Below are 17974 nucleotides of genomic sequence, written 5' to 3'. Positions count from 1 at the left end.
TTTTAATTCTTGTTTGGCTAGCCAAACAAGAATTAATTTCGGCATATTTTACTGGAGAGATTTTACCAAGTGCATCATGAGGCCTGTGATTATTATAATCCTCCATCCAAATCTGTGTTTGTTCTCTTACTTGATGAATATCCTCAAAAATGTATTTATCTAAAACGCCTCTTCGATAGGTACCATTAAAACGCTCTATAAATGCATTTTGAGTCGGTTTACCGGGCTGTATATATTTAAAATCTATAGCGTGCATCAGACTCCAGTCATTCGTGATATTGGCAATAAATTCAGGACCATTATCCATTCGAATTTGTTGTGGTTTACCTTTTTTATTGATAAGGTGATTGAGGACCCATACAATACGATTACTCGTTAAAGAGAAGTCTATTTCTATGTGCAAAACTTCCCTGTTGTAGTCATCGATAATATTAAATGCTCTAAAACGTCTTTTGTTCTCTAGGACATCGGTTACAAAATCCATACTCCAAGTGTGATTGAGGTCTGAAGGAACTTCTAAGGGTTCTTTTACTCTTGCCGGTAATCGTTTCTTTACTTTTCTGCGTAAGGGAAGTCCTAAGGTTACATAAACTCTGTGCATACGTTTGTGGTTCCAAGGTTTCCCTTCTTCTCGCAAGCGATCGTAGGCTTTCCAGAACCCTTCATCTGAGTGTTCAATTGCTTTTTGTTGTAAAGCCTCTTCTATCTCAGAATCATCTTTTGGTAGCGTCTTGTAATAATAAACACTCTTGCTCATATTCATAACACGGCACGCCCTGCTGATATCGTAATGTGCAAGCTCTATAGAGATAGCTCTTTTACGGCAAGGCTTTAAAGCTTTTTTTCGATGATATCTTTGGCCATTTGATGATCTAGCGCTAAGGTTGCATACATTTGTTTGAGCTTTCGGTTTTCTTCTTCAAGCTCCTTAAGTCGTTTCAATTCTTTAGAGTTCATCCCTGCGTATTTTGAACGCCACTTATAAAAAGCTGCCGAACTAACCCCGTGCTCGCGACTGATTTGATCAACCGATTTACCGTTGTCAAACTCCTTTAAAATCTTTGCGATTTGCTGTGGTGAAAATTTACTCTTTCTCATACTGCTTAAATTTAAGATTTTTATTCTACTTTTAAACAGTTCGGTTTTATGGGAAGCTTACATTAGCTCCTTTTCAAGTTTTTCTAATTTGAAATCCTGTAATTTTTGGTGTTCAAGAAGTTCGATCTGATAAAGCGTTAATTCCTCTATCTTCTTTAAAAGCATCAAGTTCATTTCACCTACATCAAAACCTCCATTCTTATCGATTTCTTTTGCAGATGGTATTTCTGGTAAATGCTTATGCTTGGTAATATATTCCTTGACTTCTTCAAGAGTTCGGAGTTTATAACTTTCCTCAAAAACATAATCAGGAACACCAGCATTGGCTAAAACTTTTATTTCTGTAGAATGAATGGCGCCTTTTACAGTAAGTAGAGCATCAGCAGTATGATTAGAAGTTCCAATCCCGACTTTACCATTTTCATTTATTGAAAGTCCTTGATTAAAATTACTAGTCCCAGTATAGATATAAAGCTTGTCCAAGTTATTTTCCATCGTAAAATTAGCATTTCCGGTGCCTCTTGTAAATTTCATAAAGCTGCCTCCTGCTGCATTTTTTAAGTGCAATTGAGATGTTGGATTTCCATTTCCTATACCTATTTGTCCGTTTTCATCTATTGAAAGACCATGAGTAATATTACCTGTCCCGGTATAAACATATAATTTGTTCACATTGTTTTCCATGGCAAAATTAACATTCCCTGTACCTCTTGTGAATTTTAGAAAGCTACCTCCTGCTGCATTCTTTAAGTGTAATTGAGATGTTGGGTTGTCATTTCCTATGCCTATTTGACCATTTTCGTCTATAGCAAGACCTTGGGTTATACTACCGGTTCCGGTATAGATATATAGCTTGTTTAGATTGTTTTCCATGGCAAAATTAACATTCCCGGTACCTCTAGTAAATTTCAGAAAGCTACCTCCCGCTGCATTATTTAAGTGTAATTGAGACGTAGGTATAGAAATTCCGATGCCAACTTTTCCGTTGTTATAAACAAAATTATTTTGAGGATTGCCACTTGTAAGAACTGTATCTTGAGCCAGAAAGTTCATAGAGCTCAGTAATAAAACAAGAAGTGTTGATTTTTTCATCGTATTTTAGTTTTAAGAGAAAATTAAGGATAAATATATTGCAAATGTCATAAGAAACAAATGATAGTTCAGGCAAACGACTTCCTTTTTCTTAAAAACTTTTGGACTTAGATAAACATTCTTTTAATCGCATTTTGAACTTTAATTACTTATTATAATAGAAGGTCAATTTTATCACGTGATATAAACTTTATTATATTTTTCTTAGCTGATCTGAGGACAAAAAATTATTTTTGAGCTCGCTATGCTAAAACATCAAAACAGCTTTAAATGAATATTTTAATACTAGGATCAGGAGGAAGAGAACATACGTTTGCGTATAAAATAGCACAAAGTGAGTTGTGCGATAAACTGTATGTAGCTCCGGGCAATGCAGGAACGCATAAAATCGCGACCAACGTTGCTCTTTCGGTAACAGATTTTGAAGCGATTAAGGAGTTGGTGATCACCGAAGAGATCTCAATGGTAGTAGTAGGGCCAGAAGACCCTTTGGTACTTGGGATTAAAGATTATTTTGCTGCGGACGACTTGTTGCGATCTATTAAAGTAATTGGACCCTCAAAAGAAGGAGCGAGGTTAGAAGGTAGTAAAGAATATGCAAAAGAATTCCTGATGCGTTATAATATCCCCACAGCGGCTTATCAAAGTTTTACTGATGCCACTGTGGATCAAGGCAAAGAGTTTCTAAAAACCCTTAAGCCTCCTTATGTATTAAAAGCAGATGGTCTGGCTGCTGGAAAAGGAGTATTGATTCTTGAAAGCCTTGCTGAAGCACTACGGGAACTTGAGAATATGTTGACCAATAAGAAGTTTGGTGCTGCAAGTGAAAAAGTTGTGATTGAAGAATTTTTGGATGGTATCGAATTAAGTGTGTTTGTATTGACTGATGGGAAGAACCACATAACATTACCTACAGCCAAAGACTATAAACGAATTGGCGAAGGTGATACAGGACTTAATACAGGAGGTATGGGGGCTATCTCACCGGTGCCTTTTGCCGATGAAGCTTTTATGGCAAAAATTGAAAAGAATATCATACAGCCAACCGTTTATGGATTGGCAAAAGAGAACATAGACTACAAGGGATTTATATTCATTGGATTGATTAAAGTAGGTGATGAACCGAAAGTGATCGAATATAATGTGCGTATGGGAGATCCTGAGACCGAAGTAGTATTACCGAGAATTAAAAGTGACTTGGTTCAATTGTTAGATAGCTTAGAGGACCAGACACTTCATAAATTCACCTTAGATTTAGACCAGCGAAGTGCGACTACAATAATGACCGTTTCGGGGGGGTATCCCGAGGCGTATCAAAAGGATAAAAAGATTACAGGAATCGATGAGGTTTCAGATGCTATCGTTTTTCATGCAGGGACAAAACTTACAGGAAACGATGTCGTTACCAATGGTGGAAGGGTTCTGGCGGTAACTGCTTTGGATACTGATTATAAAAAAGCACTCAAAAAATCCTATAACGAAGTAGCTAAAGTTAATTTTGACGGAATCTATTACCGAAAAGATCTTGGTTTCGACTTAGACTAATATCTAAAAAAGCCGTACTTTTTTTAAAGCACGGCTTTTTTAAGATTATAATAAGGTGCCTTTAGTTTAAAAATGAATGCGCCGTTGGATCACGATCCTCCTCATTGTTGTCGTTAAACTGCTTTAATTGCTTCATCCAGTATACAAAAGCAACAAATCCAATAAGCATAAACAACCAGTTTAAAATATTTGCTGCTCCCCAACTTTCTAACTCTAGTGCTCTTAAGGCATCCATTGGTAAAAAAAGTACATCAACAAAAAGTGATTCAATTGCTTCAAATAAGTCTTTCATGATATAAGTATATATTTATAAAAAGTAAAACGTATCTTGCTTTACATTTACTATAATTAATCTATTTCGTTAAACAGCGATGCATCACCCATGCTGTCGCGCACAAAAATATAAAAAATAGTAGTGTTATCCACTTTTTTATCCAAATCTAAACCGATTAACTTCATCGCAATCTCGCTTTACTTGATTGTAATTGTCCTAATCGTATCAAACAAACAGGCTTTAGAAGTTTTAAACAGCAATTTTTTTTATCTAGTATTGGGGCTAATTTTTTATTTGGTTAGTATGGCGTTACTTTATGTAATCGCCAGAAGAAGTAACTTAACCAGTAAAGGAACTGTGGTGCTTTTTTTATATGTTTCTCTATGTTGCATGGTCCCGGAAGCACTTGCTCATGTGGATAAAATTATCGCAAGCAGCTTTGTCTTATTATCATTCTCTCAGATAACCGAGATGATGAATCATACAAAAGCTAAAGCTAAAATCTTTAATGCTTCCCTATGTATTGGCTTGGCAAGTACAGCCTATTTCTGGAGTATCGGATTTATTGCGCTTATTTTTATAGGAATTTATTTTTTTAGATCTACTGATTACAGAAATTGGTTTGTTCCAATCATAGGGGTGATCACGGTATTTGTATTAGCGAACTGTTTTACCTTACTTGTGTTTGATAGTTTTTTTAATCCGGTTGAAAAAGCAGTGGTTTCTTATGAGGCTTTTGCAAATACGTTATACGGGGCTCATTTTTTTACTTTAGGAGCCCTATCAATTTGCGCCGGATTCTTCTTGATAGCTTATACCTTAAGGATTAATAGTAGGCCAACTTCATATAAACCATTAATGAAACTAATTATCGGCTATATAGCGATTGGTATCGGTGTTGTTTTAGTGTCTCCCAACAAAGACACCTCAGAAATGATTTTTATCATTCCGCCACTTGCCATTATGGGCGCTACCTATATCGAATTAATACAAATCAAGTTTATAAAAGAGATCCACTTGTGGGTTTTTGGACTATTACCATTACTGTTTTTACTTTTTTAATTTGCAAAAAGTACACGGGAAGCTTAAAAGTTGAGGTGTTTAATGTTTTGATGACAACAGGATGCAACATAAATTTATCAGGTATTCCAAGTAAATTATAATACCTTTGCACCGTTTAGAAAGGTGAAGATGACCCGTTTCCTGAGAACTGGAAGGAAGTGTTCATTAAAAAAATAATAGTGCTAATCATTTTGAATAAATAATAATAGTATATAATGATGTTTACTGAAAAAGCCAATCGAATTTTTAAGGAAGTTATAGATACCTACCATATAATCAATACGGTGGACCAACCCTTTAAAAACCCTTATGACGCCAAAAAAGAGGTGATTGAACATCTGTTATATAGAAAATGTTGGATTGATACGGTTCAATGGCATTATGAAGATATTATCAGAGACCCTCAAATCGATCCCGTTGCAGCGCTCAATTTAAAAAGACTGATCGATGCATCTAATCAGGATCGCACCGATATGGTGGAGTACATTGATAGCTATTTCTTAGAACAGTACGAGAATGTGTCGCCAAAAGAAAACGCAACGATAAATACAGAAAGTCCGGCTTGGGGAGTTGATAGATTGTCAATTTTAGCACTTAAGGTGTACCATATGCATGAGGAGGCTACCCGTACAGATGCGTCTGCGGCGCACCGTGAAGCTTGTCAAAAAAAATTAGACATTTTGTTAGAACAACGTGTTGATTTATCGACAGCTATAGATACCTTACTCAATGATATATCAAAAGGTGATAAGTATATGAAAGTATATAAGCAAATGAAGATGTATAACGACGAGGAGTTAAATCCTGTACTACGTGGCGAAAAATAAAACCGAAATGCTTGCTCATACGAAGCATCTTTTAATTATACGCTTATCGGCTATGGGTGATGTTGCTATGACCGTTCCTGTTTTGAGAACGGTGTGTGCAAAGTATCCACAGCTTAAAATTACAGTGCTCACCCGAGCGTTTTTTGCGCCGTTATTTAATGATATTGATAACGTTCAGGTTTATCCGGCAGATGTAGAAGGTGCTCACAAAGGCGCCTTAGGACTTTTTAAATTAAGTAAGGAATTAAAAAGGTTGAGAATTGATGCGGTGGCGGATCTACACAACGTGCTACGATCAAATATTTTAAAATCTTTTTTTCGCATTAGCGGAATTCCGGTGGTTCAAATTAATAAAGGCAGAGAAGAAAAAAAAGCACTTACCAGAGCTAGCAATAAAATTTTTAAGCAGTTAAAATCTACGCATCAACGCTATGCTGATGTTTTTGAGAATTTAGGGTTTCCTATTGATTTAAGTACGCATAGTTTTCCTGAAAAACCTGCGCTTACACCAGAAATTAATACGGTGATACCAACATCATCAAAAAAATGGCTAGGGATAGCGCCATTTGCGCAATACGAAAGTAAAACCTATCCTTTTGAGTCGATAGTTAAAGTAATTGATAGCCTCAACAGCTCCGACAGGTTCGATATCTTTCTATTTGGGGGCGGAAAAAAGGAAAAGGACATACTAAATGTCATTGCGAGTAAATATAACAATACGGTAATTATAGCCGGCAGGCTGTCATTTGAAAATGAATTGCGCCTTATAGCCAATCTAGATGGCATGTTGGCGATGGACAGTGGGAATGCACATCTTGCTGCCATGTATGGGATACCAACACTTACAATTTGGGGTGTGACACATCCTTTTACCGGTTTTGCACCCTTTGGACAACCGATGGAACATGCCTTATTGCCCGACGTATCACGATATGATAAAATACCAACTTCTATTTACGGAAACAAGGTTCCGCAAGGTTATGAAAATGTAATGCAGACGATTCACCCAAAGGATGTAGTCGATAGAATTATGAAGTATATTTAGGCAATTTAGACATCATCAAAATCAACTTTAATAGTTGCCGAAGTAGGATGGGCCTGACAAGCTAATACTAATCCCTGAGCAATTTCTCCATCGGTCAAAATGCTGTTTTTTTCCATCACAGCTGTTCCTTCAGTAATTTTGCATATACACGAACTACAGACACCACCCTGACAAGAATAAGGAGCATCAATATCTTCATCCAGCGCGGCATCAAGAATGGTTTTCTTTTGATCCATTACAAAGGTAGATTCTTCATCATCAACAAGAACGGTAATCGAAGTTTTTCCCTCTAATGACGCATCAATTTCTACGGGTTCACTGCTTGCAGTAAACAGCTCAAAATGAATAGCGTCTTTTGCAACCCCTTGCTCTTGTAGCACTTCTGTCACGGTAGATATCATGCTTTCAGGACCACATAAAAAGAACGAGTTTATCGTTTGCTCTTTAAACTTATTTTTTAGAATAAAGTTCACTGTCGATTTCTCAATACGACCAAAATGACTATTTGCTTCTTGAGTGCGACTGTAGAAAAATTCTATAAAGAGACGATCAGGATACTTAGCTTGCAAGGCTAATAATTCTTTAAAGAAGATAGTTTCGTCCAGAGATTTGTTTCCATAAGCAAGAATAAAAGTACTGTTAGGCTCATCTTCCAATACAGCTTTAATCATACTCAATACTGGTGTGATACCACTACCTGCTGCAAAAGCCGCATAGGTTTTAGCGTTGCCGGAATTTGTTTTAAGCTTAAAGTTTCCTTCAGGAACATGAACGTCAAGCGAGTCTCCAGCCTTCAAAATGTTATTGGCAAAGGCAGAAAACGTTCCGCCATCGATCTCTTTTACCGCAACTTTTAATGCGTTACTATTGGGAGAACTGCACAAGGAATAAGCACGTCGTACTTCTTTTCCATTTAGAACAGTCTTGAGTGTAACGTATTGTCCAGCGGTGAATTCAAAAGTTTTTTTTAAGTCCAAAGGGACTGTGAATTCAATAGAAACCGCTTTTGGAGTTTCTCTGATAATATCTTTTATGGTAAGCGTATAAAAATCTGACATTGTTATAACTATAAAGCTTTTCTTGGTAAAGAGCTATACCTCTTTCAAAAAAAAGCGTGTGATGTGCTTAAAACATATATTGAATTTCAAGCTCGAAAATTTTTGACAAAAATAATAAATGCAGAACTAGTTGTTTCAATTTGAGCTGAAAATTTATATAAGAACACATAATATCATTTTGTCGAAGAAATTTTATAGTGTATTGAAGAGCTATTTAAAGGATAGAATTGTTAAAGTTATGTGCTAGCAGTATGAATTACAACATATAAAAACCCTAAAACAGGCTTCTACTTTACAATAAGAAATGTATTTTTACAGTTCTACTCATTTAGATGAGTGAATTATTGGATTAATGCACAACAAAACCATTCAATTTTAGTTATTTACCGTATAAATACTACAACTTTTGAAATTTAGATTTTTACAAATATTATGCTTTGCTATGCTGCTTATTACGGCTTTAGCATGTTCTCGTAAAAAAGATAAATTTATAAACCGTGTATGGCATGATGTAACTACAAAAAACAACACCTTATACAACGGACGTTTGGCTTATGATCAGGGGCAAGAAGAAATTGTGAAATCATATAAAGATAATTTTTGGGAGATACTGCCGGTTGAGCGTCTAACCGTTAGTGAAGATGTCAGGTTGCCGAATGAGGTGCTTAATGAAAATTTTGACCGGGCCGAAGAGAAAGCTGTAAAAGCAATTCAAAAACACAGTATGCTAATTGATGGGCGGGAGCGTAATCCCAAAATTGATGAAGCTTTTTTACTGTTAGGCAAAGCACGGTATCATGAACAGCGCTTTATTCCTGCTTTAGAGGCGTTCAATTATATCTTGTATAAATATCCGACGAGTAATACTATTAATCATGCAAAGGTTTGGAGAGCTAAAACCAATATGCGACTGGATAATGATCAAAAAGCCATTGACGATCTTAAAAAAATGATTGACGAGGAGTTTTTGGATGATGAAGATTATGCTGATGCAACAGCTATGATAGCTCAAGCTTTCATTAATCTGAAGCAACCGGATTCTGCCATCACATATATTAATAAGGCAGGAGTACACACCAAAAATAATGAATATAAAGGGCGCTATTATTTTATCAAGGGACAGCTGTTAAATCAGCTTAATTATAAAGACAGCGCAAATAGTGCATTTACCCAGGTTATCGATTTAAACCGAAGTACTTCTCGAGCATACCTGATCAATGCGCATATGGCCCGAGCGCGTAATTTTGATTATACTGGCGGAGCTAACGAGGTTTTGCTCGAAGAATTAGAGAAATTAGAGAAGAATAGAGAAAACAGACCTTTTCTTGATCGAATCTATAATCAAAAAGCAGTGTATTATTCAGCATTAGACTCTACACAGTTAGCAATTGTGAATTATAATAAATCGCTAAGAACAAACTCTGATGACACCTATCTTGAATCACTCAATTATAAAGCTTTAGGAGATATACAGTTTGACACCAAGGAGTATGCGAGTGCAGGAGCGTACTATGATAGCACCTTAGAGCGTATGAATGTTAACTCCAAAAAGTATCGCACCTTAAAAAAGAAACGAGACAATCTGGATGATGTAATTTTATACGAGGCGATAGCAAAGGTTAATGATAGTATCTTGAATGTGGTTGCGATGACACCTTCTCAAAAAATAGCCTATTACTCAAAATATACAGATAGTATCAAAGCAATTGCAATTGCTAAGCAAGAAGCAGCTGAGGTTGCACGAATAAAAAGCGCACTTCCTTATGAGACCCGATACAATCCAACGGCACCCACAGCAGTCGGTGGGCCTAATGCCGAGGCAACCTTTTATTTTTATAACCCCACTACGGTAGGGTTCGGAAAAACTAGTTTTAAAAGAACCTTTGGGAATCGCGAATTACAAGATAACTGGAGAGTGTCGAGCATCACAAACCCTTTAAGTATTGAAGTAGCTGAGACTACCAAAGAAGATACTTATGATATTGAGCAAGATCCACTTTTTGATCCACAAACTTATATTGATCAATTACCAACTTCGGTGGCGGCAATCGATAGCTTAAAGAAAGAAAGAAATTTTTCCTATTATCAATTGGGGGTTATATACAAAGAGAAGTTTAAAGAGTATGATCTGGCGGTAGATAAGCTAGAATCTTTGCTTCAAAACAATCCGGAAGAACGACTCATCGTACCGTCCAAATATAATTTGTTCAAGATATATCAGTTGCGTGGTGAAGAAGCACTTGCTGCTCAGATGAAGAATTCTATTATTAATGAACACGGCGAATCTCGGTATGCAAAAATTTTACAAAACCCAGACCGAGCACTTGAGCAGGACGAATCAAGCCCCGTAGCAATATACAATCAACTGTACCTTCAATTTAATAAGCAGCAATATGAGTTGGTGATTGAGCAAAGTGATAAGATGATAGCCAAGTTTGGGAGTGAAGAATTTAATCCGAAATTCGAACTGTTGAAAGCACAGGCTATCGGACGTTTGAGAGGATTAGAGCCGTATAAGAAGGCGTTAAATTATGTGGCGTTGAATTATCCACAGAGCCCGGAAGGAAAAAGGGCGCAATTTATTTATCAAACCGCAGTGCCTCAGTTAGAAAATAACATGTTTTCTCAAGAGCTTGATGATCAGAAAAATCACAAGTTAGTATATACTTTTTCCAATTTTGGAGACAACCAAATTAATGAATTGAAGGAGACTATTCAAAATATTCTTAGGGAGCTAAAATACGATAAGATGAAAGTTTCCGTTGATGTGTATAATGAACAACAACAATTGTTGGTTATTCATACGAAAAGAAATAAATTGGGAGCCGAAGGATTGGCTGAATTACTTAGTATTGGTAAAACGGAAAATACAAAAGGAGCAGACCTTTCAAATTGGAATAGAAAAAAGAAGTACTATCCTGCTATTACTGCACCATATTTTGTAATAGCATCACCAAATTATCGTATTCTTCAAATTCATAAAAATATGGAGAAGTATACTGAACTAGAAGCGAATCAATAATTAAAACATAACAATCATGTTTTCAGACAACAAAAAAGGACGGGACCATAGCGCAACAGCTGATTACTCAAAAAATCAAAATAAAATTTCAGAAGGAACTAAGATCGTTGGAGATGTTGTTTCTGAGGGAGGTTTTAGGGTAGAAGGTATCATAGAGGGTACTTTCAAAACTACCGGAAAAGTTGTGGTAGGCAAATCAGGCTTTATAAAAGGAACTTTAGAATGTTCTGACGCAGACTTTGAGGGTAAATTTTCAGGAAATTTACTGGTTTCAGGTACTTTATCCTTGAAACCCGATTCTGTGATCGATGGAGAAGTTAGTGTAGGTAAACTTGCCGTGGAGCCTGGAGCTACTTTTAATGCCTCTTGCGTGATGAAGGGTGGTGTTAAATCGTTAAGTGATCAAGATGGAAAAAAAGAACAGTCAACCAAAGAGCAGGGGAAATCAGCTTAAGCAATATGCTAAATATACCACCATTGGCATTCAAATGTTAGCCATAATTGTTGGTGGTTATTATTTAGGAGTTTATATTGATGAAGTGAAAGGGTTTACCGAACCTTTTTATGAGAAATGGATAGGGCTTGGGGCCGTATTTCTTGCCATTGGTTCAGTTATCTGGCAGGTAATTAAAGTTAAATAATTTTTTTCAAGTAAGTCACTAGCAGCGTTGTATAGCCTGCTTACTTCCTGATGCTATCATAGTCTCACTGTTTTAAAATTTAAATACCATATACTTTTGGGTAAAAACATACAAATCAAAGGAATAGGATTAATCATAGTAGGCGCACTATTTCTTTTCGCTACTCATAAATTTGCAATCACACAATTTTTAGAGTTGGGGGCAACGCAATCAATTTTAGATCAACATCTGTTTTTTATAAGCATTGTAGGAATGGTTTTTTTGTCTACAGCTATAACGCATCATTTTTCTCCCAAAAACACTGGCTTTGTCTTTTTGGGACTGTTGTTAGCAAAAATGATTATTGCTTCTCTTTTTATATATAAAATGGGATGGTTTGATGCTGAAGAATTTTGGATAGATAAAGCAGTGTTTCTAGGCTTCTATTTTTTATATACAATACTTTTAATAGTGCTCATTATTCCGTTTTTGAAACGAATATAATTTGGAGATAAGTTTTTTTAAACATGCACGTTAACAAAAATAAACCTACATTCTTTTAAACAAGAAATAGTGTGCTTAGCTCATGAGGATAGTTAAATTAAGAATTTATTATAAAAAGCTATGTTTATTGAGAATTAATAATGTACTTTTGCAGCCAAATTCAGAACTTACAAAAAACACCAGAATTTAGCAAATGAAAGTATTTTATAGACCCTTCAGTTGTATAGTAGTTCTTCTACTTTTTTTTATGAGTTCAACTACCTATGCGGGATCTGCGAGTAATGGAGAGACTTCAAAAGAAGGCGACCCGGTAGATACTAAAGAGGAGATTGACGCCTACATCAGACATCACTTACAGGATTCTCACGATTTTGTTTTTTATACCGATGGAAAGACAAATACACACTATGGTTTTCCATTACCCGTAATTTTATGGGATGGTGGACTTCAAGTCTTTATGTCATCTAAGTTTCATCATGGTGAAACAGTGGCTGAAGTGAACGGTAACTACTACAAATTATATCACAGTAAAATATATAAATTAGACGGACCTGATGATGAGTTGGTGATTGACGAAGCTGGTCATCCAACAAACCCAAGACCTTTGGATTTTTCTATCACCAAAAGTGTTTTAGGAATGTTGTTAGCTGGATTGTTAATGGTTTTAGCTTTTTCAGCTTTGGCTAGAGGTTATAAGAAAGGACCAATTCCAACAGGTTTTGCAAGAGTATTAGAGCCCTTGGTTATTTATGTTCGTGACGAAATTGCAAGACCTAATATCGGTGAAAAAAAGTATCGTAAATACATGGGCTTTTTGTTAACTGTATTCTTCTTTATTTGGATCTTGAACTTATTAGGGATGACACCGCTAGGATTTAATGTTACCGGTAATATTGCTGTAACAGTGGCATTGGCCGTGTTTACATTCTTCATTGTTCAATTTAGTGGAAATAAAGAATATTGGAAACATATTTTCTGGATGCCGGGCGTACCTGTTCCTATGAAAATTATTTTAATGCCAATAGAGATTTTAGGGATGTTAACTAAGCCTTTCTCTCTATTGATTCGTTTGTTTGCAAATATGACTGCAGGACACTTTGTGGTAATGAGCTTAATTGCGTTAATGATTTTACTTAAAGCACAGTTTGGTGCTGTAGGATCTACAGGGATATCATTAGTGCTAACCCTTTTTATAACGTTAATTGAATTATTAGTTGCATTTTTGCAGGCCTTTATCTTTACAATGTTATCGGCATTGTTTATTGGGATGGCTGTTGCAGAGCACGACCATCATTAATTGAGAATTAGAATTTGTTTAATTATATAAATCATTAGTATGTACAATTTAATTGGAGCAGGATTAATCGTAATCGGAGGAGGAATCGGATTAGGTCAAATTGGAGGAAAAGCAATGGAAGGAATTGCTCGTCAACCTGAGGCTGCTGGTAAAATCCAAACGGCAATGATTATCATCGGAGCACTTTTAGAAGGTTTAGCATTTGGTGCATTAATCTTAGGAAAATAATTCCTAAAAAGTATAAACAATTCCTGTAACGGTTGGTTGCGGGAATTGTTTAAAATTAAACAAAAGTATAAACACAAAGTATAGCAATAATGGATCTTTTACACGATTTTTCTCCCGGATTGTTTTTTATGCAAACCATCATTTTATTGATTTTAATCTTTTTAATGAGAAAATTTGCATGGAAACCAATTCTTAATAGTTTAAATGACAGAGAAGAAGGTATTCAAGGAGCACTGGATGCTGCTGAAAATGCTAAGAAAGAATTACAAAACCTGCAGGCTGATAATGAACGTATCATTAAAGAAGCACGTGCAGAACGAGATAGTATGCTAAAGGAAGCACGCGTTTTGAAAGAATCGATGATTACCGAAGCAAAAGACGAAGCGCAGCAAGAAGCTAACAAAATTGTAGCACAGGCTCAGGAAACTATCGAAGGTGAGAAAAAAGCTGCCATTGCAGAGCTTAAACAGCAAGTGGCTGCTATCTCAATAGAGATTGCAGAAAAGGTAGTGAGAAAAGAATTAGACAATAAAGAGAATCAAATGGATTTGGTTGACTCTATGTTGGGAGATGTTACTTTAAACTAAGCGATTTATGAGCAGAGCAGCAGTACGTTACGCAAAAGCGGTTTTAAGCCTGGCACAGGAGCAAAAAGCAACTGATGGTATTCAGCAGGATATGAATAGTATCATTGATACTATAGATGCGAGTGCTGAGTTGCGTATGTTGTTAAACAGTCCTTTGATCAAAAATGAGGTAAAACGTGAATCTTTACGTCAGATTTTTAAAGATACAACCAATACTACCCAAAACCTTTTTGACGTATTGATCGCTAACAAAAGAGTGTCTTTGTTAGGTGAAGTAGCAAAGCAGTATATCGCTTTATACAATAAGCTTAACAATACACAAGTGGCAACCGTTACATCGGCTGTGCCGCTTAATGAGGCGATGCGAACTAAGGTGTTGGCTAAGGTGAAAGAATTTACCGGTTATAACGCAACTATCGAAAATATAGTTGATGAAAGTATTATTGGTGGATTTATCTTACGTGTTGGTGATTTGCAGTACAATGCGAGCGTAGCGAGTAAGTTAACTTCATTAAGAAGAGAATTAAGTAATTAAAAGTAAAACTAATAATAAGGGAATGAGTAATACAACTTATTCTTCTAAACTATTATAAAATGGCAGAAGTGAATCCTGCTGAAGTTTCAGCAATATTAAAACAACAATTATCTGGTTTTGAAGCTACGGCTTCGCTAGAAGAGGTAGGAACGGTATTACAAGTAGGTGATGGTATCGCTCGAATCTACGGTCTATCTAATGCTCAATACGGAGAATTAGTGCAATTTGAATCTGGATTAGAGGGAATCGTTCTAAATCTTGAAGAGGATAATGTTGGGGTAGTACTTTTAGGTCCTTCTACAGAGGTTAAAGAGGGTGTTACTGTAAAGCGTACACAACGAATTGCATCTATTAATGTAGGTGAAGGTATTGTTGGGCGTGTAGTAGATACATTAGGTGCTCCAATTGATGGGAAAGGTCCTATCGGAGGAGAAACGTTTGAGATGCCACTAGAGCGTAAAGCTCCGGGTGTAATATTTCGTCAGCCGGTAACCGAACCTTTGCAAACAGGAATTAAATCTATCGATGCGATGGTGCCTGTAGGTAGAGGTCAGCGTGAGCTTGTTATTGGTGACCGTCAGACTGGTAAAACTACCGTTTGTATCGATACGATCCTTAACCAAAAAGAATTTTACGATGCTGGTGAGCCGGTATATTGTATCTATGTTGCTATAGGGCAAAAAGCATCTACTGTTGCAGGTATTGCTAAAGTTCTTGAGGACAAAGGTGCAATGGCTTATACAACTATTGTAGCTGCAAATGCATCTGATCCTGCTCCAATGCAGGTATATGCTCCATTCGCAGGTGCAGCAATCGGTGAGTATTTTAGAGATACGGGTCGTCCGGCATTGATTATATATGATGATTTATCAAAACAAGCGGTAGCGTATCGTGAGGTTTCTTTGTTATTACGTCGTCCACCGGGACGTGAAGCGTACCCTGGAGATGTTTTTTATCTTCACTCTAGATTATTAGAGCGTGCTGCAAAAATTATTGCAGATGATACGATCGCAAAAGACATGAATGATTTGCCTGATTCTTTAAAAGATAAGGTGAAAGGAGGCGGTTCACTTACAGCATTGCCAATTATCGAAACTCAGGCAGGGGATGTTTCTGCATATATTCCTACCAATGTAATTTCGATTACAGATGGTCAGATATTCTTAACGTCTGATTTATTTAACTCTGGAGTTCGTCCGGCAATTAACGTGGGTATTTCGGTATCTCGAGTTGGTGGTAATGCGCAGATTAAATCCATGAAAAAAGTAGCAGGTACTTTAAAACTGGATCAGGCACAGTTCCGTGAACTAGAAGCATTTGCTAAATTTGGTTCTGATCTTGATGCAGCAACGCTAAATGTTATCGAAAAAGGGAAACGTAATGTTGAGATCCTTAAACAGGCTCAAAATGATCCTTTCACGGTAGAAGATCAAGTTGCAATCGTTTACGCAGGTTCTAAGAATTTGTTAAGAGACGTTCCTGTTAATAAAGTAAAAGAATTTGAGAAAGATTACTTAGCATACCTTAATGCAAAGCATAGAGATAGCTTAGATCTTTTGAAAGCCGGAAAATTAACTGACGAGGTTATTGATGTTTTAGTATCAGCTTCAAAAGAGATTTCGGCTAAGTATAAAGGCTAATACTGGATTCTGAATTCATAAGTATAAGAAATGGCAAATTTAAAAGAGTTACGTAATAGAATTACCTCTGTATCTTCAACGATGCAAATCACCAGCGCCATGAAAATGGTATCTGCTGCGAAGTTGAATAAGGCACAGTCTGCTATTACTGCAATGCGTCCGTATGCAGATAAATTAACCGAGTTGTTACAAAACTTAAGTGCAGCCCTGGATAATGATAATGCTAGTGCGTATGCAGAGCAACGTGAGGTAAATAAAGTATTAGTTGTTGCAATTGCTTCAAACAGAGGTTTGGCAGGAGCATTTAATACGAATATTATCAAAGCGGTACGCGATATTTATACAAATCAATATGCGGGTAAGCAAGTTGATTTTATAACGATCGGAAAAAAGGTAAACGATATTGTAACCAAGTCACATAAAGTTGTAGTTAATCATAGTAGTCTATACGACGATTTAACGTTTGCAAACGTTGCTGACATTGCTACTGATATCATGGATCGTTTTACCAAGGGAGACTACGATAAGGTACTTGTAGTATATAATAAATTTAAAAATGCTGCTTCTCAAATCGTAACTACCGAACAGTTCTTACCAATTGTTCCTATGGCTAGTAAAGATGCGAATGCAAATGTTGATTATATTTTTGAGCCATCAAAAGAAGAGATTGTAGAGCAATTAATCCCGAAGATGCTTAAAATGCAGTTGTACAAAGGGATTCGTGATTCTTTTGCCTCAGAGCATGGAGCACGTATGACGGCGATGCATAAGGCCACAGATAATGCTACAGAACTGAGAGATTCACTCAAATTATCTTATAACAAAGCAAGACAAGCTTCTATTACCAATGAGATCTTAGAGATCGTTGGTGGTGCGGAAGCTCTAAACGGATAACAATCTGTTGCTTATAATATAAAAAGCTCGCTTTACGCGGGCTTTTTTAGTTGTAAAACTCTTTATTATTGATTCCTTTGGTATTACTTTTGTTCTTAACTTAAACAAATCATTTAATACCAGTAATATGCAAGCCTTTTTAAGTACCTTAAGTGTTATATTATTGCTGTTCCTAACCACGGGATGCGCTTCAATTAATACCATGGATCAAACACCCCCAATATCGCTTAGCGATGCATATTATCAAGAACTCTTTCCCAATAAGGAAACAGTTGGTCAGGGATATACTATTGTTTTTCCGTCCAACGAAATCGAAGCAATTACTATTTCACATCTTTATTTTAAAGGAAAAAAGATTGACTTACAATATGATTTAAGTACCAAAGCCTATATTGGCCGATATATGTTTCCTAAAAAAGAAGAGCTTATCATGAGTTCGGATCCCAAAAAAGAATTCGGTAATCAATTACCCATAATTGAAAAGAAAATTCCTTTTGACTTACAAAAGAACGAAGCAGTGTTGGCTTATGAAAAAGACGGCAAAATGCTTTACTTCAAAATTGATAATCTTCCTAAAAAAATGTAAAAAAAGAATTTAAATCAATAGCACTGGATAAAAACTGTATTTTTACAGCTATAACCTATA

19 protein-coding genes are annotated in these 17974 nt (G+C 36.2%); 15 read left to right on the top strand and 4 right to left on the bottom strand.

All coding sequences use genetic code 11. From position 1 onward, the window contains the following. Together BD809_RS05395 and BD809_RS05390 are read right to left on the bottom strand one after the other, a co-directional pair. Nucleotides 1-1098 (bottom strand): IS3 family transposase gene (locus BD809_RS05395; RefSeq protein WP_148781914.1). Its coding sequence is split into 2 segments (ribosomal slippage), with 1099 coding nucleotides annotated over them: nucleotides 1-837 and nucleotides 837-1098; the frame shifts between segments, so codons are not numbered across the junction. This gene is flagged as partial in the annotation. A 57-nt stretch (nucleotides 1099-1155) separates the two neighbouring features. Further along, on the bottom strand, nucleotides 1156-2190 hold the full coding sequence (locus BD809_RS05390) for a tail fiber protein (RefSeq protein WP_148781913.1): 1035 nt from the start codon (nucleotides 2188-2190) through the stop codon (nucleotides 1156-1158). A 270-nt stretch (nucleotides 2191-2460) separates the two neighbouring features. Between BD809_RS05390 and purD the strand changes: the two genes are divergently transcribed. Next, entirely contained in the window at nucleotides 2461-3735 is a 1275-nt protein-coding gene (purD, locus tag BD809_RS05385; RefSeq protein WP_148781912.1) for a phosphoribosylamine--glycine ligase, read from the top strand. 61 nt (nucleotides 3736-3796) lie between these two features. Here the strand turns inward: purD and BD809_RS05380 are convergent, their stop codons facing one another. Further along, nucleotides 3797-4027 carry a DUF6341 family protein gene (locus BD809_RS05380; RefSeq protein WP_148781911.1) on the bottom strand — a complete coding sequence of 77 codons (231 nt, stop codon included), beginning with the start codon at nucleotides 4025-4027 and terminating at the stop codon, nucleotides 3797-3799. A 123-nt stretch (nucleotides 4028-4150) separates the two neighbouring features. Between BD809_RS05380 and BD809_RS05375 the strand changes: the two genes are divergently transcribed. From BD809_RS05375 to BD809_RS05365, 3 genes are all read left to right on the top strand, one after another. After that, on the top strand, nucleotides 4151-5071 hold the full coding sequence (locus BD809_RS05375) for a DUF6427 family protein (protein WP_246131429.1): 921 nt from the start codon (nucleotides 4151-4153) through the stop codon (nucleotides 5069-5071). Nucleotides 5072-5289: 218 nt separating this feature from the next. Next, complete coding sequence (locus BD809_RS05370) at nucleotides 5290-5898, top strand: DUF4254 domain-containing protein (RefSeq protein WP_148781945.1); 609 nt, start codon at nucleotides 5290-5292, stop codon at nucleotides 5896-5898. Beyond that, nucleotides 5885-6943, top strand: a complete 1059-nt coding sequence (locus tag BD809_RS05365) for a glycosyltransferase family 9 protein (protein WP_317130853.1) — start codon at nucleotides 5885-5887, stop codon at nucleotides 6941-6943. Before BD809_RS05370 ends, BD809_RS05365 begins: the two co-directional genes overlap by 14 nt. Before the next feature lie 5 nt (nucleotides 6944-6948). Here BD809_RS05365 and BD809_RS05360 read toward each other — a convergent pair whose 3' ends face one another. Continuing rightward, nucleotides 6949-8001, bottom strand: a complete 1053-nt coding sequence (locus BD809_RS05360) for a ferredoxin--NADP reductase (protein ID WP_148781909.1) — start codon at nucleotides 7999-8001, stop codon at nucleotides 6949-6951. 406 nt (nucleotides 8002-8407) lie between these two features. Between BD809_RS05360 and porW the strand changes: the two genes are divergently transcribed. The 11 genes from porW (at nucleotide 8408) to BD809_RS05305 (ending at nucleotide 17914) form a co-directional block, all read left to right on the top strand. Beyond that, nucleotides 8408-11023, top strand: a complete 2616-nt coding sequence (porW, locus tag BD809_RS05355; protein WP_317130852.1) for a type IX secretion system periplasmic lipoprotein PorW/SprE — start codon at nucleotides 8408-8410, stop codon at nucleotides 11021-11023. Nucleotides 11024-11039: 16 nt separating this feature from the next. Further along, nucleotides 11040-11477, top strand: a complete 438-nt coding sequence (locus BD809_RS05350) for a bactofilin family protein (RefSeq protein WP_148781907.1) — start codon at nucleotides 11040-11042, stop codon at nucleotides 11475-11477. Then, nucleotides 11431-11664, top strand: coding sequence for an AtpZ/AtpI family protein (locus BD809_RS05345; RefSeq protein WP_148781906.1), 234 nt, complete (start codon nucleotides 11431-11433; stop codon nucleotides 11662-11664). Before BD809_RS05350 ends, BD809_RS05345 begins: the two co-directional genes overlap by 47 nt. A 96-nt stretch (nucleotides 11665-11760) precedes the next feature. After that, nucleotides 11761-12147 carry a hypothetical protein gene (locus BD809_RS05340; protein WP_148781905.1) on the top strand — a complete coding sequence of 129 codons (387 nt, stop codon included), beginning with the start codon at nucleotides 11761-11763 and terminating at the stop codon, nucleotides 12145-12147. Nucleotides 12148-12394: 247 nt separating this feature from the next. Beyond that, on the top strand, nucleotides 12395-13444 hold the full coding sequence (gene atpB / locus BD809_RS05335) for a F0F1 ATP synthase subunit A (protein ID WP_246131427.1): 1050 nt from the start codon (nucleotides 12395-12397) through the stop codon (nucleotides 13442-13444). 39 nt (nucleotides 13445-13483) lie between these two features. Continuing rightward, nucleotides 13484-13672 (top strand): ATP synthase F0 subunit C, encoded by a 189-nt coding sequence (gene atpE / locus BD809_RS05330; protein ID WP_004569351.1) that lies wholly within the window; start codon nucleotides 13484-13486, stop codon nucleotides 13670-13672. A gap of 89 nt (nucleotides 13673-13761) precedes the next feature. Further along, complete coding sequence (locus tag BD809_RS05325; RefSeq protein ID WP_148781903.1) at nucleotides 13762-14259, top strand: F0F1 ATP synthase subunit B; 498 nt, start codon at nucleotides 13762-13764, stop codon at nucleotides 14257-14259. 7 nt (nucleotides 14260-14266) lie between these two features. After that, a complete protein-coding gene (atpH, locus tag BD809_RS05320) occupies nucleotides 14267-14794 on the top strand; it encodes an ATP synthase F1 subunit delta (protein ID WP_148781902.1) in 528 nt (175 codons plus the stop codon). Nucleotides 14795-14853: 59 nt separating this feature from the next. Continuing rightward, nucleotides 14854-16434, top strand: a complete 1581-nt coding sequence (atpA, locus tag BD809_RS05315) for a F0F1 ATP synthase subunit alpha (RefSeq protein ID WP_148781901.1) — start codon at nucleotides 14854-14856, stop codon at nucleotides 16432-16434. A 30-nt stretch (nucleotides 16435-16464) separates the two neighbouring features. Further along, nucleotides 16465-17328, top strand: coding sequence for an ATP synthase F1 subunit gamma (atpG, locus tag BD809_RS05310; protein WP_148781900.1), 864 nt, complete (start codon nucleotides 16465-16467; stop codon nucleotides 17326-17328). A 127-nt stretch (nucleotides 17329-17455) separates the two neighbouring features. Continuing rightward, nucleotides 17456-17914 carry a hypothetical protein gene (locus tag BD809_RS05305; protein WP_148781899.1) on the top strand — a complete coding sequence of 153 codons (459 nt, stop codon included), beginning with the start codon at nucleotides 17456-17458 and terminating at the stop codon, nucleotides 17912-17914. The last annotated feature ends 60 nt before the right edge of the window (nucleotides 17915-17974 follow it).

Origin of the sequence: Aquimarina intermedia (assembly GCF_008124785.1) — a bacterium.
In the GTDB taxonomy this organism is placed as follows: domain Bacteria; phylum Bacteroidota; class Bacteroidia; order Flavobacteriales; family Flavobacteriaceae; genus Aquimarina; species Aquimarina intermedia.
Note: the sequence above shows the minus strand (reverse complement) of the source record. Positions and strands in the feature narration are given on the sequence as shown.